Genomic DNA, 14,024 nt, shown 5'->3' with positions numbered 1-14,024 from the left:
AGAGACGCAGAGGGGCAGAGAGGTCGCAGTGAGCCGCGACCGTTCGGGCTGAGCTTGTCGAAGCCCCTTAATTTTCCTCCCAACTTCGGAAAGGAGAAAGGCCCTTCGACAGCTCAGGGCGAACGGGGAGTGACAAACCGTTGGTTGCTTGAGTGCGCCTCTCTGCGTCTCTTCGCGAAACTAAAACTCACGACATCGGGTTGGCGGGCGGCGGAGGATCTCCTGGAAGCGGGATGAATTCGCCGTCGTCGAGGTCGGGGAGCTTCATGCGTCCGGCGCGCCAGTCGGCCTTGGCCTGCTCCAGCCGCTCCTTCGACGAGGACACGAAATTCCATTCGATGAAACGCGGACCCACCGGCTCGCCGCCGAGCAGCATCAAGGTCGCCGGGGTCACCGCCCGGATATCGACGGCGCCGCCCTGCGCGAAGATCAGCATCTGTCCTTCCGAAAATCGGCCACCCTGCACCTCTACCGTCCCGATGGCGACATAAGCGGCGCGCTCGGGATGGTCGGCGGGGACGGTGACGCGGGCGCCGGGCTGGAGCGCGCAATGGACGTAGGACATGGGCGAATGGGTACGGACATCGGCGGAGAGGCCGAAGGCGTCGCCCGCGATCACCCGCGCCCACAGACCATCCTCCTCGATCACGGGCAGGTCGGTCGCGCCATGATGCCAGAAGCCGGGATCGCTCTCCTCGTCCGCCTCCGGCAACGCCACCCAGGCCTGGATGCCGTGCATCGGCCCGCCTTTCGCCCGCGCCTTCTCGAACCGCTCGCTATGGGTGATGCCGCGCCCCGCCGTCATCCAATTGACCTCGCCCGGCCGGATCGGCTGCTCCGAGCCGACGCTGTCGCGGTGCATGATCTCGCCCTCGAACAGATAGGTGACGGTGGAAAGGCCGATATGCGGATGCGGCCGGACATCGACCGAGCGGGGAATCCCCGCCGCCAGCTCGACCGGACCCATATGGTCGAAGAAGATGAATGGCCCGACCATCCGCCGCTTGGCGAAAGGAAGCACGCGCCCGACCTCGAACCCGCCCAGATCCTTGCGCCTCTGGTCTATGACAAGGTCGATCATGCGCTCTCTCCTGTTGGCCGCGCCCACAATCGGCTTGCGGATCGGGCGCTGGGTGGTACCGGCACTTTCGTTCATCGGGCAGCGGATGGGAAGTCATGACGGAAGCCTTCGTTTCGGGCGTCGATCTGGGCGCGTTCGTCCGCCAGGTGCTGGTCGAGGATCTGGGGGAAGGCGGCGACGTCACCTCCGCGGCCACGATCCCGGCCGACGCGCGATTCGACGCGGTAATGGCGAGCCGCGACGCGGTGACCGTCGCCGGCCTGCCTATGGCGACCCTCTTCTTCCAGGCGCTCGATCCCGAGGTCTTCGTCGAACAACTGGTCGCGGACGGAACGCGCGTGTCCGCCGGCACCGCGCTGATGCGGCTTTCGGGCAATGCCCGCGCGTTGCTCTCGGCCGAGCGATCCGCGCTCAACAGCGTCCAGCACCTCACCGGCATCGCCACCATGACCCGGGCCTATGTCGACGCCATCGCCGGCACCGGCTGCATCCTTCTCGACACGCGCAAGACCCTCCCGGGCCTCAGGGTGCTGGAGAAATATGCCACCCGCATGGGCGGGGCCGAGAACCACCGGATGCGGCTCGACGACGGATTGCTCATCAAGGACAATCATATCGCCGTCGCCGGCGGCGTCGCGACGGCGGTGCGCGCGGCGAAGGCGGCGGGGCTGGCGCTTCCCGTCCAGGTCGAGGTCGACCGGATCGACCAGATCGAACCCGCGCTCGCCGCCGGCGCCGACCGGCTGCTGCTCGACAATATGGGCCCGGACACATTGCTCGAGGCGGTGGCGCTCGTCGCCGGCCGCGTGCCCACCGAAGCCTCGGGCGGAGTCCGGCTCGACACGATCCGCGCCATCGCCGAGAGCGGCGTCACCTACGTCTCGGTCGGCCGCATCACCCAATCGGCGCCGGCGGCCGATATCGGCCTCGATTACGGCTGAGCGTCAGCCGAACGGCGCATCGATCGACGGAGAAGGCTCGGTGAACCAGGCCGCGCCCTCCTCGGTGACGTGGAAATGGTCCTCCAGCCTTATTCCGAAGCGGTCGGGAACGACGATCATCGGCTCGTTCGAGAAGCACATGCCCGGCGCCAGCGGCGTCCGGTCGCCCTTCACCAGATAGGCCGGCTCGTGGATCGACAGGCCGATGCCGTGACCGGTGCGATGGGGCAGGCCCGGCAGCCGGTAGCCGGGGCCGAGGCCCGCGCGCTCCAGCACGCGCCGCGCCGCGGCGTCCACGTCTTCGCACGGCACGCCGGGACGCGCCGCGTCGAACGCCGCCTGCTGCGCCTCCTGCTCCAGCGACCAGATGCCGCGTTGCTCGTCGTCGGCCGCACCGAACACGTAGGAGCGGGTGATGTCGCTATGATAGCCTTCGACCAGGCAGCCCGTGTCGATCAGCACCATGTCGCCTTCATGGAGGACGCTTTCGCCCGGAAGGCCGTGCGGGAAGGCGGTCGAGCGGCCGAATTGGACGATGCAGAAGCTGCTGCCCGACGCGCCCAGCGCCCGATGCGCCTCGTCGATGAAGCGACGGACCTCGGTGGCGGTGATGCCCTCGCGCAGGATGAGCGCGGCGCGGCGCTGGACCTCGAGCGTCATCGCCTTGGCCTGCCGCATCAGCGCCAGCTCGGCCGGCGACTTCACCATCCGGCAGCCATCGACAATGGCGGGGCCATCCACCAGCGCCACCCCCGGCGCGGCCTTGCGGATGCGGTCGACCAGCAGGAAGGCCATGGCCGGATCGACCGCCAGCGTGGCGGCGCCAAGCTCCCGCAACGCGTCCGCGACCAGCGCGGACGGGCTCTCATCCTCTTCCCACAGACGAATATCGGCGGGGACGACGAGATCGGCCTCGAGCGTGCCGAGCTCGAAATTGGGACAGATCATGATCGGATCTCCGGCGCGCGGCAGCAGCATCGCCACGAGCCGCTCGCTCGCCCCCCACGGAACGCCCGCGAAATAGCGAAGGCTCGCGCCCGCGCCGATCAGCAAGGCATCGGCGCCGCTTGCCGCCATCAGACGGCGGGCCTGCTCGATCCGCCTTTCCCGCTCGCGGACGGAGATTGGCCCAGCCTGATCGGCCCACGGGCGCAACCCTTCAAGCTCAGCCGCCGCGGTCGAACCGCTTATTCCGCGCATCATCTGATTCTCCATATCGTGAATTATCGGGCTGATAGGTCGCATGGCGGCGCATCGCCAGACACGGCTAAAGCGGTATCGGCATCGCCGCCCAACTCAGCTACCGAAGTCGCCGGAGCTTTCTGGTCGCTGCCGCGCTCTTCATCATTCCGGCTTCATCGGGAGTTCAGCGCGCGATGCCAAGGGTCTTTGTCATGAAGAAGCCGTCCCTCATCCTGTTGCTGCTGGCGATGCCGATTTCGGCCTGCACGACCGTGGGGCCGGATTATGCCGCGCCCGGAGCCGGCGCGCTGGGTGTTCCGGGCGCCTATCATGCCGAGCAGGGCCTTGCCGGATCGGCGGAGGAACTGGCGCAATGGTGGACGGTCTTCGACGATCCGATGCTGAACCGGCTGGTCGAGCAGGCGGTCGCGTCCAACCTCGATCTCGCCGTCGCGTCCGCCCGGCTCCGTCAGGCCCGGGAAGCGGTGGTGCAGGCGCGCGCCGGCCGGTTGCCCAATGTCGGCGCCTCGGCCGGCGCCGGCCAGGATCTGGACAGCGACGGCAATAGCCGGACCAACCTCTCGCTCGGCGCCGACGCGAGTTGGGAGGTCGATCTGTTCGGCGGGATCAGCCGCGGCGTCGAGGCGTCGCGCGCCGATGCCGAAGGCGCCGTCTTCGATCTCGCCGCGGTGCAGGTCGCGATCGTCGGCGAAGTCGCCACCAACTACATTCAGGCGCGGCTCGCCCAGCAGCGCCTCGAGACGGCGCGCGATACCTTGCGCATCGCCGACGAGAATCTGGAGATTGCCGGCTGGCGCGTCCAGGCCGGGCTCGTCTCCTCGCTCGATTCGGAGCAGGCGCGCGCACAGAGGGCGCAGACTGCCGCCTCCATTCCGGGGATCGAAAGCGATTTTGCCGCCGCTGCCTATCGCCTGGCGGTGCTGACCGGCCAGGCGCCCGGCGCGCTCACCGCTTCGCTGGCCGCGCCCCGGCCGATCCCGGCCGGTCCCGACACGATCGCCGTCGGCATTCCCGCCGACACCCTCCGCCAGCGCCCCGACGTGCGCGCCGCCGAACGGACGCTGGCGGCGCAGACCGCGCGGATCGGCGTCGCCCAGGCCGAACTCTATCCGGCGCTCCGTCTTACCGGCGATATCGGCGCCTCGGCTCTGTCGATCGGTGGCCTGGTCGACGCGATCGCCGGCGGCATCTTCGGCGGGCTCAGCCAGACTTTGTTCGACGGCGGGCGGCTGCGGTCGCAGGTCCGCTCCCAGGAGGCCGCGACCGACGCCGCGCTCGCCACCTACCGGCAGTCGGTGCTGGTCGCGCTGGAGGATGTCGAGAATGGCCTGGTCGCGCTCGACGCGGCGAAAGAACGGCAGCAACAATTCGCCATCGCGCTCGACGCCGCCAACAACACCGCCATCCTCGCCCGCAGCCAGTATCGCGCCGGCCTCACCGATTTCCAGACCCTGCTGGAAGCCGAGCGCTCGCTCCTTTCCGCCCGCGACGGCGTCGATTCGAGCCGCGCCGAACAGGCGCTCGCCCTCGTCCAGCTCTACCGCGCCCTCGGCGGCGGCTGGGATCCCCTCGCTCCCGACACCGGAACCGCTGCATGAACGACGTGACCCATCCGAAGCCGGAGACGGCGGAGAGCAGTGCGACCCAGGCGGAACTCGACGCCTTCCTCGGCGCCGAAGCCGAGCGGCCGTGGCGGAAGCGCGGCATTCAGATTGGCCTGGCGGTGGCGGTGCTGCTCGGGATCCTCCTGCTCTCGCAATGTTTCGCCAGCGAGAGCGCGGGCGGCTACGTCACCGAGGATGTGCGGCGCGGCGAGCTTACCGTCACCATCTCGGCGACCGGCAATTTGCAGCCCACCAACAAGGTCGAGGTCGGCTCGGAGCAATCGGGCCTCGTCACCGACGTCTATGTCGACAATAATGACCGTGTGGTGCGGGGCCAGCCGCTCGCCCGGCTCGACACCGCGCGGCTCCGCGACACGATCGTCCAGAATGAGGCGGCTCTGGCCTCGGCCCAGGCCCAGGTCGCCCAGGCCCAGGCGTCGGCGGTGCAGGCGCGGGCGAACCTCAACCGGCTGGAGGAAGTCTATCGCCTGTCCGGCGGCAAGGTGCCCTCGCAAACCGAGCTCGACACGGGCCGCGCCGAGAATCAGCGCGCCGCCGCCGGCGTCCGCGCCGCGCAGGCACAGGTGTCGCAGGCGCGCGCCGCCTTGTCCTCGGCCCAGACCAACCTTTCCAAGGCGACCATCTATTCGCCCGTGACCGGCGTTGTCCTCGCTCGCCAGATCGACCCCGGCCAAACCGTGGCCGCCTCCTTCCAGGCGCCGGTGCTCTTCACCATCGCCGAGGATCTTGCCCAGATGCAGCTCGAGGTGAAGGTCGACGAGGCCGATGTCGGCCAGGTGAAGGACGGGCAGCGCGCCACCTTCACGGTCGACGCCTTCCCCGGCCGGACCTTCCCGGCCCGGATCGTGCGGGTCGATGTCGGGGCCAATGCCGGGGCCGACGCGACCGCGACCGCGTCCGCGGGCGCCGTCGTCGCCTATACGGCGGTCCTGTCGGTCGAGAATCCGGACCTCATCCTGCGGCCGGGCATGACCGCGACCGCCGACATCGTCACCGCCGAGCAGAGGAACCAGCTGCTCGTTCCGAACGCGGCGCTCCGCTTCTCGCCGGAGCGCGAGGCGCGGGCGGGCGCGAACGAGAAAGGCGGCGTCACCAGCGTCCTGGTGCCGCAGCGCGGCCGTCGCGGCGGCAGGGGCGGCGATCGGGAAGTCTCGATCGGCCGCGGCAGCCGCCAGACCGTCCATGTTCTCGGCGAGGACGGGCAGCCCCGGCCGATCCAGGTCACGACCGGCGCCACCAACGGCAGCCAGACCGCCGTGCGCGGCGAGGGGCTGGAGCCGGGCATGAAGGTGATAACGGGCAGGCTGGCGGCCGCGGAATGAGCGAGCGGCTGATCTCGCTTCGAAACGTCACCAAGACGTTCGGCAGCGGCCCGACAGCCTTTCAGGCCTTGAAGGGCGTCGACCTCGACATCGACCGGGGCGACTTCGTGGCGGTGATGGGGCCGTCCGGCTCGGGCAAGTCGACGACGATGAACATATTGGGCTGCCTCGACGTCCCGACCAGCGGCGACTTCCTGTTCAAGGGCCACCATGTCGAACGTCTCGACCGGGACCAGCGGGCGCTGCTCCGGCGGCGCTACCTCGGCTTCGTCTTCCAAGGCTTCAACCTGCTCGCCCGCACTACCGCGCTCGAGAATGTCGAGCTGCCTTTGCTCTATCGCGGCGAGGACAAGACGGCGCGGCACAAGGCCGGCATGGCCGCGCTCGACAAGGTGGGGCTCGCCGATTGGTGGGACCATACGCCGGCCGAGCTTTCCGGCGGCCAGCAGCAGCGCGTCGCCATTGCCCGCGCCATCGTCACCAGCCCCGACGTACTGCTCGCCGACGAGCCGACCGGCAATCTCGACAGCGAACGTTCGGTCGAGATCATGAAGCTGCTGACCGAGCTCAACCAGACCGGCATCACCGTTTTGATGGTCACCCACGAGGCGGAGATGGCCGATTTCGCGCGCACCATCATCCACTTCAAGGACGGGCTGGTCGAGCGGATCGAGGGTCACCACCGCCCCGCCTTGGTGGGCGCGGCCTGATGTTCGCCACCACCCTCGTCCTCGCCATCCGCGAAATCCGGCGTCATTTGCTGCGCTCGTTCCTCACCATCCTCGGCATCGTCATCGGCGTCGCCGCGGTGGTCACGATGGTGACGCTCGGCAACGGCGCCACGCAGGCGGTGTCGGATCAGATAAGCAGCCTCGGATCCAACATCCTCTCGATCCGCCCGGGCCAAGGCTTCGGCCGCGGTGGCGGCGGACCGCGCCCGCCCGATTTCGACCTGGAGGATGTCGAGGCGATCATGGAGCAGGTCGCCGGCGTCGCCGCCGTCGCGCCCCAGGCCCAGCACAGCGCGACCGCAATCCGCAACGCGGCCAACTGGTCGACGACGATCAACGGCACGACCAACGACTTTCTCGTGGCCCAGCAATGGCAGCTCGCCTCGGGCCGCACCTTCACCCCGGCCGAGGAGGAAAGTGGCCGCTCCGTCTGCATCATCGGCGATACCGTCCGCCAGAACCTGTTCCAGCGCGACGACCCGATCGGCGAGCGCTTCCGCATCGGGGACGTCAGCTGTGAGGTGATCGGCACCCTGGCGGCGCGGGGCCAGGGCGGCTTCGGCAACGATCAGGACGATACCGTCATCATGCCGGTCAAGGCGGTGCAGCGCCGTTTCACCGGCAATCGCGACCTGCGTTCGATCATGGTCTCCGTCGACCCGCGCTATGAGACCGCCACCGTCCAGCGCTCGATCGAGAGCCTGCTGCGCGAGCGGCGCAACGTCTCCAACCCGCGCGAGGATGATTTCCGGGTCACCGACACCGCGCAGATCGCCGAGACCCTCTCCGGCACCACGCGCATCCTCACCACGGTGATGGGCGCGGTGGCGGCGGTGAGCCTGCTGGTCGGCGGCATCGGCATCATGAACATCATGCTCGTCTCGGTCACCGAGCGCACCCGCGAGATCGGCATCCGCCTCGCCATCGGCGCGGTCGCGCGCGAGGTCCTGCTCCAGTTTCTGGTGGAGGCGGTCGCGCTCGCCTGCCTGGGCGGACTGATCGGCCTCGCTCTCGCTTTGGTCGCGACGATGGTCGCGGCGCCGCTCATCCAGGTGCCCTTCATCTTCGATCCGCAGATCAACCTCGTCGCCTTCTTCTTCTCGGCGCTGATCGGAATTGTCTTCGGCTATTTTCCGGCGCGGCGGGCGGCGTCGCTCAATCCGATCGACGCGCTCCGCCACGAATAGTCAGTCGGCGAAGCTTTCGACGATGGTCCGCTTTCCCACCAGAAAGGCATCGGCGACGAGGCGCAACGGCCGCGCGTCGATATCCGATTGCCGAGCGTCGATCAGGTCCAGGAAGCGTTGGTAGATGGCCGGATATTCACCGGCCCCTTTCGCCGCCACCGGCGCGCCGTCGATGAGGAGGCGCGATCCGCCTTCGCTCAGCTCAATCTCGGTCCCCGTCTCGGTGCGGACCGTGATGGTCCAGGCTTCGCGGTCGCCGTGGCGCCAGTCGAGAGCGACGGGCATGTCGCCGCCGGCCGAAGGGCTGGCCAGGCTCAGATTGGCCGCGATCGGCGTCTGCTTGTTCTCCGGGTAAAGCAGTTCCGCCTGGCGCACGAACAGTGGACCCGGGAAGATCGCCGTCGCGATCGACAAGGCGTTGATGCCGGGGTCGAAAACGCCGAAGCCGCCCGGCTCCCAGATCCATTGCTGGCCGGGATGCCATTTGCGCGCGTCCTCGCGCCAGACGATCTCCATGCTCGCGATCCGCTCGCCCGCGAGCGCGGCCGCCGCCGCCGCTACGGCCGAATTGTACCGCGCATGCCAGGTGGCGAAGAGCGTCACCGCCTCGCTTTCGGCGAGACAGGCCATGTCCTCGATCTCGCTCAAGGTTACCGTCGGCGGCTTTTCGAGCAGCACGTGCAGCCCCGCCGCGATGCAGTCGCGGGCGATGGCGTAGCGCGCCGACGGCGGCGTGGTGATCGCGACGGCGTCGAGATCGTCCATCTCGCGCAACATTTCCTTGTGGCTGGCGAAGGCCGGGACGCCGTCGATGCCGCTCCGCTGACGGCTGACCGTCGCCGCCAGCGCGAAACGAGGGAGACCGGCGATGGCCGGACCATGCTGGTCCCGCGCGATCTTGCCATAGCCGACGATCGCGATCCGGAGCGGCTTCATCGCCCCAGGCCCGCGACATAGGGGCGCGCCTGCTCGCCGACCTGCTCCGCCGACTGCCCGGGCTTGTAGATACCGGAGCCGAGCCCGAAGCCGTCGGCGCCGGCGTCCAGCCACGGCCCCATCGACGCCGGCGTGACCCCGCCGACGACAAGCAAAGGCACGTCCTTCGGCAGCACCGCCCGCTGCGCCTTCACCAATGCCGGCGACGCGCCTTCGGCCGGGAACAGCTTGAGCGCATCGGCGCCCGCCTTGATCGCGGTGAAGGCCTCCGACGGCGTGAAGTAACCGGGCGAGGACGCAAGGCCCGCGCTCACCGTCGCCTCGATCACCGCCACGTCCGTATTGGGCGAGACGATCAGCCTGCCGCCGGCCTCCGCGACCCGCGCCACGTCGATCGGGTCGAGCACGGTCCCGGCGCCGATCAGTGCCCGGTCTCCAACGGCCATGGCCAGGCGGCGGATGCTCTTGAAAGGTTCGGGCGAGTTCAGCGGCACCTCGATAATCCGGATGCCGGCGGCGATCAGCGCTTCGCCGATGTCTCCCGCCTCTTCCGGTCTTATGCCGCGAACGATCGCCACCAAACGGCATTCGTCGAGGCGCCCGCGCAGGTCTTCCGATGCCGTCATCAAATCAGCTCCGCCAATTGTCGCGCGCCCGCCAGGAACGCTTCTTCCCCATCGATCTCGCGCGGCTCGCGCCCGGCCATCTCCAGCGCGGCAGCGAACAGCCTGGTCAGTTCCGGCCTTCCCATCACCGCGATTTCGCCGTCCGGCGCGCCGCGAAGCCCGATCCGAAGATCGGTCCCGATCAGCAGCCCGCTCGCATAAGAAGCGGCGTCGCCGCGCTCCGCCTTGCCGAGCAGGACGCGCGCCCGCACCGAGAATAATTCTGCCGTCAGATCGTCCTGGTCGAGCCCGCGCCGGACGCCGGCGGCGAACGCCTCGCCTATTTCCACCGGCCGCGACAGCAGCTCGGAGAGGATGCTGTGCTCCTTCATCAGGCTGAACAATTCGCCCGTCATAACGGTCCTGAACGACGTGATCCGTCCCTCCTTCAGCCGAACCCATTTATTGTGCGTGCCGGGATGGCAGACCAGCGCGTCGGCACCCACCATGGATTGCGCGACGGCGCCCAATATCTGCACCTCCTCGCCCCGCATTACGTCCGCCGCCGGGCCGCTGGCGTACGACACGCCGGGGATGATCGCGATCCATCCGGGCTCGGCCCAGCGCAGGCTGTCGGCGATCTCCCTCAGGCCGGCGGGGCAGGGGACGTAGGATGCCTCCACCCAGCCCCGGTTCGATCCGACCATGCCCGCCATCAGCATCGGCCGGTCGCCGAGCCGGCTTCGCAATTGCGCCACCGCCTCCGGGAAACCGCCTGGCGGCACGGAAAGGATGCCCTGGTCGTCCTCCATCTCGTCAACGAGGCGGCCGTCCGGCGCGATCAGATAGCCGCGGCGGTTGGTCGTCCCCCAATCGACGGCGATGAATCCCTCAGCCCAGCGCATCCGTTCCTCGCATCCTCGAAGCTTAACGCGTCAATCCGTCCTGGGTCCCAAATCCATGTCAGCGCGTTGTCGCGCGAAAGGGGAGAATCATGGCCGAAGAACCCGTCTGCGTCGCCGATTGCAAGGCCGTGCTTGGCGAGGGGCCATTGTGGGTGGCGCGCGAGCAGGCGCTTTACTGGGTCGACGTCAAGGGACGCCTGGTCTTTCGGAGGAGCAAAGAGGGGGCGTTGACGAGTTGGGACACCCCGTTCCGCATCGCCTCGCTGGCGCCGCGTGCGAAAGGCGGGTTCGTGGCCGGAAGCGAGCGGGGCCTCGCCTTCGTCGACCTGGAGCAGGAGCGGTTCGAGCCCTTTGCCGATCCCGAGCCTGACCGCCCGGGAAATCGCTTCAACGACGGCAAGACCGACCGGCGGGGCCGTTTCTGGGCCGGCACGATGGACGATGCGGAAAAGCAATTTTCGGGCGCGCTTTACCGGCTCGATCCGGACCTTGGCTGGGCGCGCATCGACGACGGTTACAAGGTGACCAACGGCCCCGCCTTCAGCCCCGACGGGCGGTTGATCTACCACAATGACTCCGCCCGCCAGACCATCTATGCCTTCGATCTCTCGGACGACGGCGAGGTGTCGAACAAGCGCGTCTTCGCCCGCTTCGGCGAAGGCGACGGCTCTCCCGACGGCATGACCGTCGATGCCGAGGGCTGCCTGTGGGTCGCTTTCTGGGACGGCTGGTGCCTCCGCCGCTTCTCCCCCGCGGGCGAATGTATCCGCACAATGCGGATGCCCGTCCAGCGGCCGACCAGCTGCGCCTTCGGCGGCGCGGACCTGGACCGTTTGTTCGTTACCTCCGCGCGCATCGGCCTCGATGAAAAGTCGCTCGCGATGCAACCTTATGCGGGCGGACTCTTTGTGTTGGAGGCAGGCGTGTCCGGGCTGGCCGAAGCGCCTTTCGCCGGCTGACCATCGCCGCGCCCGCGCAAGGGAGGTTCCGATCGCCAATTTCATGTTCTGCACCGGGATCGAGAACAGCATCCCGACCATCAACAACGGCCGCACCCGCGTCGACCAGATGGAAGCCTGCTTCCATTACGAACGCTGGCGCGAGGATTTCGACCTGGTCGAGGAGATGGATATCCATTTCCTCCGCTACGGCCCGCCGATCCACCGAACCTTCCTCGGCCCCGATCGTTACGATTGGGAATTCGCCGACCTCACGCTGAACGATCTCAAGCGCCGCGATATCACGCCGATCATGGACCTTTGCCATTTCGGCGTCCCGGACTGGATCGGGAATTTCCAGAATCCCGACTTCCCGCAGCTGTTCGCGACCTATGCCGCCGCCTTCGCCGAGCGTTACCCCTGGGTCCAGCTCTACACGCCGGTCAACGAGATGTTCATCTGCGCGACCTTCTCGGCCCGATATGGCTGGTGGAACGAGCAACTGACCAGCGAGCGCTCCTTCGTCACCGCGCTCAAGCATATCGTGAAGGCCAACGTGCTCGCGATGAAGGAGATATTGAAGCGACGCCCGAATGCGATCTTCATCCAGAGCGAATCCTCGGAATATTTCCACGCCGACAGCCCGGCCGCCATCGGTCCGGCCGAGGTGATGAACTCGCAGCGTTTCCTCTCGCTCGATCTCAATTATGGCCGCCGCGTCGACAGCGAGATGTACGAATATCTGCTCGGCAACGGCATGACCAAGGAGGAATATGATTTTTTCCTCCACAACCGGCTCAAGCAGCATTGCATCCTGGGCAACGATTATTACCGCACCAACGAGCATCGCGTGCACGCCAACGGCCATACCGAGTCGTCGGGTGAGGTGTTCGGCTATAGCGAGATCACCCGCCAATATTACGGCCGCTACGGCCTGCCGGTGATGCACACGGAAACCAACCTCAACGAAGGGCCGAACGGCGATGAATCGGTCCAGTGGCTGTGGAAGGAATGGGCGAACGTGCTGCGCTTGCGCAATGTCGGTATCCCGACCGTCGGTTTCACCTGGTATTCGCTGACCGATCAGGTCGACTGGGACACGGCGCTGCGCGAGCAGAATGGCCGGGTCAATCCGCTCGGCCTCTACGACCTGGACCGCAATATCCGCGCGGTCGGCCGGGCCTATAAAGAGCTTATCCAGTCCTGGCGGGACGTGCTGCCCGCGCAGAGCGTGTGCCTGGTGGTGCCGATCGTGCCGCCCTCGCAATGGGGCGGCGAGGAGTCGCGCCGGCAGGAGGCGGATGCGGCCTCGATGAAAGGGCAGCCTTCGGCGCAACCCGCGAATGTCGAAGCCAGCGAGTAGATGCGTTCAGGAGGTTTGCAGTGAAGATCGGCCGTATCGAGACCTTCTACGTCCCGCCCCGCTGGCTGTTCGTCCGCGTCGAGGGCGAGGACGGCGCGGTTGGCTGGGGCGAGGCCAGCCTCGAAGGCCATGCCGAGGCGGTGGGCGGCGCGTTCGAGGCGCTGCGCGACCGCTTCGTCGGCCACGACGCTTTCCGAATCGAGGACATCTGGCAGGTCGCCTATCGCGGCGGCTTCTATCGGGGCGGCGCGGTGCTGATGTCGGCGCTCTCGGGACTCGACCAGGCGCTGTGGGATTTGAAGGGCAGGGTGCTCGGAGTGCCCGCCTGGCAATTGCTCGGCGGCAAGGTGCGCGACCGCATTCGCGCTTATGCCTGGATCGGCGGCGACCGGCCGCACGAGATCGGTGAGGCGGCGCGCGCCCGGCGCGAGCAGGGCTTCTCGGCGGTCAAGATGAACGCCACCGCGGAGCTCGACTGGCTTGGTACGCCGAAATTGTTCGACGCGGTGGTCGAGCGCGTCCGCGCGGCGCAAGCGGAAGGGATGGACGTCGGCCTCGATTTCCACGGCCGGGTGCACAAGCCGATGGCCAAGCAGCTCGGCAAGGCGCTCGAACCGCTGGGCCTGCTCTTCATCGAGGAGCCTCTGCTCTCGGAAAATCCGGAAGGTCTGGCCCAGATCGCTGCCCTCACCAGCACGCCGATCGCCTTGGGCGAGCGGCTCTATTCGCGCTGGGATTTCAAGCCATTCCTCGCCTCGGGCGCGGTCGATATCATCCAGCCCGACTTGAGCCACGCCGGCGGCCTATCGGAATGCCGCCGGATCGCGGCGATGGCCGAGGCCTATGACGTCGCCGTCGCGCCGCATTGCCCGCTTGGGCCGCTCGCGCTCGCCGCCTGCCTCCAGCTCGCCGGCTGCACCCCCAATGTGGCGCTTCAGGAGATGTCGCTCGGCATCCACTATAATGTCGGCCACGATCTGCTGAATTTCTGCGCCAACAAGGAGGCGCTGACCGCGGTCGACGGTTACCTGCCGATTCCGGAAGGGCCCGGCCTCGGCGTCGATGTCGACGAAGCGGCGGTGCGCGAGGCGCACAAGGACCGCCACCGCTGGCGCAACCCGATCTGGCGCCTCCGCGACGGAAGCTTCGCCGAATGGTGACGCCCCTCCCTTGCCGGGAGGGGAGAG

General features: G+C 67.9%; 13 protein-coding genes. 8 read left to right on the top strand and 5 right to left on the bottom strand.

Annotated elements, in window-relative coordinates:
* Positions 1-187: 187 nt before the first annotated feature.
* Complete coding sequence (locus ACFQRC_RS04800; protein ID WP_379958350.1) at positions 188-1,081, bottom strand: pirin family protein; 894 nt, start codon at positions 1,079-1,081, stop codon at positions 188-190.
* Positions 1,082-1,176: 95 nt separating this feature from the next.
* Between ACFQRC_RS04800 and nadC the strand changes: the two genes are divergently transcribed.
* Entirely contained in the window at positions 1,177-2,022 is an 846-nt protein-coding gene (nadC, locus tag ACFQRC_RS04795) for a carboxylating nicotinate-nucleotide diphosphorylase (protein ID WP_379958347.1), read from the top strand.
* Positions 2,023-2,025: 3 nt separating this feature from the next.
* On the opposite strand, the gene ACFQRC_RS04790 is transcribed toward nadC, so the two are convergent.
* On the bottom strand, positions 2,026-3,225 hold the full coding sequence (locus ACFQRC_RS04790; protein WP_379958345.1) for a M24 family metallopeptidase: 1,200 nt from the start codon (positions 3,223-3,225) through the stop codon (positions 2,026-2,028).
* Positions 3,226-3,416: 191 nt separating this feature from the next.
* Here ACFQRC_RS04790 and ACFQRC_RS04785 point away from each other — a divergent pair, with 191 nt between their 5' ends.
* From ACFQRC_RS04785 to ACFQRC_RS04770, 4 genes are read left to right on the top strand one after another with little or no spacing between them, the layout of a single operon-like run.
* Entirely contained in the window at positions 3,417-4,823 is a 1,407-nt protein-coding gene (locus ACFQRC_RS04785) for an efflux transporter outer membrane subunit (protein WP_379958343.1), read from the top strand.
* A complete protein-coding gene (locus ACFQRC_RS04780; protein ID WP_379958341.1) occupies positions 4,820-6,172 on the top strand; it encodes an efflux RND transporter periplasmic adaptor subunit in 1,353 nt (450 codons plus the stop codon). Before ACFQRC_RS04785 ends, ACFQRC_RS04780 begins: the two co-directional genes overlap by 4 nt.
* Complete coding sequence (locus ACFQRC_RS04775) at positions 6,169-6,882, top strand: ABC transporter ATP-binding protein (RefSeq protein WP_379958339.1); 714 nt, start codon at positions 6,169-6,171, stop codon at positions 6,880-6,882. The genes ACFQRC_RS04780 and ACFQRC_RS04775 overlap by 4 nt, the downstream gene beginning before the upstream one ends.
* Positions 6,882-8,090, top strand: coding sequence for an ABC transporter permease (locus ACFQRC_RS04770; RefSeq protein WP_379958337.1), 1,209 nt, complete (start codon positions 6,882-6,884; stop codon positions 8,088-8,090). Before ACFQRC_RS04775 ends, ACFQRC_RS04770 begins: the two co-directional genes overlap by 1 nt.
* Here ACFQRC_RS04770 and ACFQRC_RS04765 read toward each other — a convergent pair whose 3' ends face one another.
* Genes ACFQRC_RS04765 through ACFQRC_RS04755 form a run of 3 tightly spaced genes read right to left on the bottom strand, consistent with a single transcriptional unit; the run spans position 8,091 to position 10,536 of the window.
* Positions 8,091-9,026, bottom strand: a complete 936-nt coding sequence (locus ACFQRC_RS04765) for a Gfo/Idh/MocA family protein (RefSeq protein WP_379958335.1) — start codon at positions 9,024-9,026, stop codon at positions 8,091-8,093.
* Positions 9,023-9,652, bottom strand: coding sequence for a 2-dehydro-3-deoxy-6-phosphogalactonate aldolase (locus ACFQRC_RS04760; RefSeq protein ID WP_379958332.1), 630 nt, complete (start codon positions 9,650-9,652; stop codon positions 9,023-9,025). The genes ACFQRC_RS04765 and ACFQRC_RS04760 overlap by 4 nt, the downstream gene beginning before the upstream one ends.
* On the bottom strand, positions 9,652-10,536 hold the full coding sequence (locus tag ACFQRC_RS04755; RefSeq protein WP_379958329.1) for a 2-dehydro-3-deoxygalactonokinase: 885 nt from the start codon (positions 10,534-10,536) through the stop codon (positions 9,652-9,654). The genes ACFQRC_RS04760 and ACFQRC_RS04755 overlap by 1 nt, the downstream gene beginning before the upstream one ends.
* Before the next feature lie 89 nt (positions 10,537-10,625).
* Here ACFQRC_RS04755 and ACFQRC_RS04750 point away from each other — a divergent pair, with 89 nt between their 5' ends.
* From ACFQRC_RS04750 to dgoD, 3 genes are read left to right on the top strand one after another with little or no spacing between them, the layout of a single operon-like run.
* Complete coding sequence (locus tag ACFQRC_RS04750) at positions 10,626-11,495, top strand: SMP-30/gluconolactonase/LRE family protein (protein WP_379958327.1); 870 nt, start codon at positions 10,626-10,628, stop codon at positions 11,493-11,495.
* Between the two features lie 43 nt (positions 11,496-11,538).
* Positions 11,539-12,837, top strand: a complete 1,299-nt coding sequence (locus ACFQRC_RS04745; protein WP_379958325.1) for a family 1 glycosylhydrolase — start codon at positions 11,539-11,541, stop codon at positions 12,835-12,837.
* 20 nt (positions 12,838-12,857) lie between these two features.
* Positions 12,858-13,997: a galactonate dehydratase gene (gene dgoD, locus ACFQRC_RS04740; protein ID WP_379958323.1), complete on the top strand. Its 1,140-nt coding sequence runs from the start codon at positions 12,858-12,860 to the stop codon at positions 13,995-13,997.
* Positions 13,998-14,024 lie beyond the last annotated feature (27 nt).

Source organism: Enterovirga sp. GCM10030262, from assembly GCF_042666435.1.
Taxonomy (GTDB): domain Bacteria; phylum Pseudomonadota; class Alphaproteobacteria; order Sphingomonadales; family Sphingomonadaceae; genus Allosphingosinicella.
This window is presented reverse-complemented; position numbering and strand designations above follow the sequence as displayed.

Excerpts from the sequence above, each read along its gene's own strand:
- nadC (WP_379958347.1), top strand. The coding sequence starts at position 1,177 with ATGACGGAAGCCTTCGTTTCGGGCGTCGATCTGGGCGCGTTCGTCCGC.
- ACFQRC_RS04800 (WP_379958350.1), bottom strand. The coding sequence starts at position 1,081 with ATGATCGACCTTGTCATAGACCAGAGGCGCAAGGATCTGGGCGGGTTC.
- ACFQRC_RS04745 (WP_379958325.1), top strand. The coding sequence starts at position 11,539 with ATGTTCTGCACCGGGATCGAGAACAGCATCCCGACCATCAACAACGGC.
- ACFQRC_RS04765 (WP_379958335.1), bottom strand. The coding sequence starts at position 9,026 with ATGAAGCCGCTCCGGATCGCGATCGTCGGCTATGGCAAGATCGCGCGG.
- ACFQRC_RS04755 (WP_379958329.1), bottom strand. The coding sequence starts at position 10,536 with ATGCGCTGGGCTGAGGGATTCATCGCCGTCGATTGGGGGACGACCAAC.
- ACFQRC_RS04780 (WP_379958341.1), top strand. The coding sequence starts at position 4,820 with ATGAACGACGTGACCCATCCGAAGCCGGAGACGGCGGAGAGCAGTGCG.
- ACFQRC_RS04775 (WP_379958339.1), top strand. The coding sequence starts at position 6,169 with ATGAGCGAGCGGCTGATCTCGCTTCGAAACGTCACCAAGACGTTCGGC.
- ACFQRC_RS04785 (WP_379958343.1), top strand. The coding sequence starts at position 3,417 with ATGAAGAAGCCGTCCCTCATCCTGTTGCTGCTGGCGATGCCGATTTCG.
- ACFQRC_RS04770 (WP_379958337.1), top strand. The coding sequence starts at position 6,882 with ATGTTCGCCACCACCCTCGTCCTCGCCATCCGCGAAATCCGGCGTCAT.
- ACFQRC_RS04760 (WP_379958332.1), bottom strand. The coding sequence starts at position 9,652 with ATGACGGCATCGGAAGACCTGCGCGGGCGCCTCGACGAATGCCGTTTG.
- ACFQRC_RS04750 (WP_379958327.1), top strand. The coding sequence starts at position 10,626 with ATGGCCGAAGAACCCGTCTGCGTCGCCGATTGCAAGGCCGTGCTTGGC.
- ACFQRC_RS04790 (WP_379958345.1), bottom strand. The coding sequence starts at position 3,225 with ATGATGCGCGGAATAAGCGGTTCGACCGCGGCGGCTGAGCTTGAAGGG.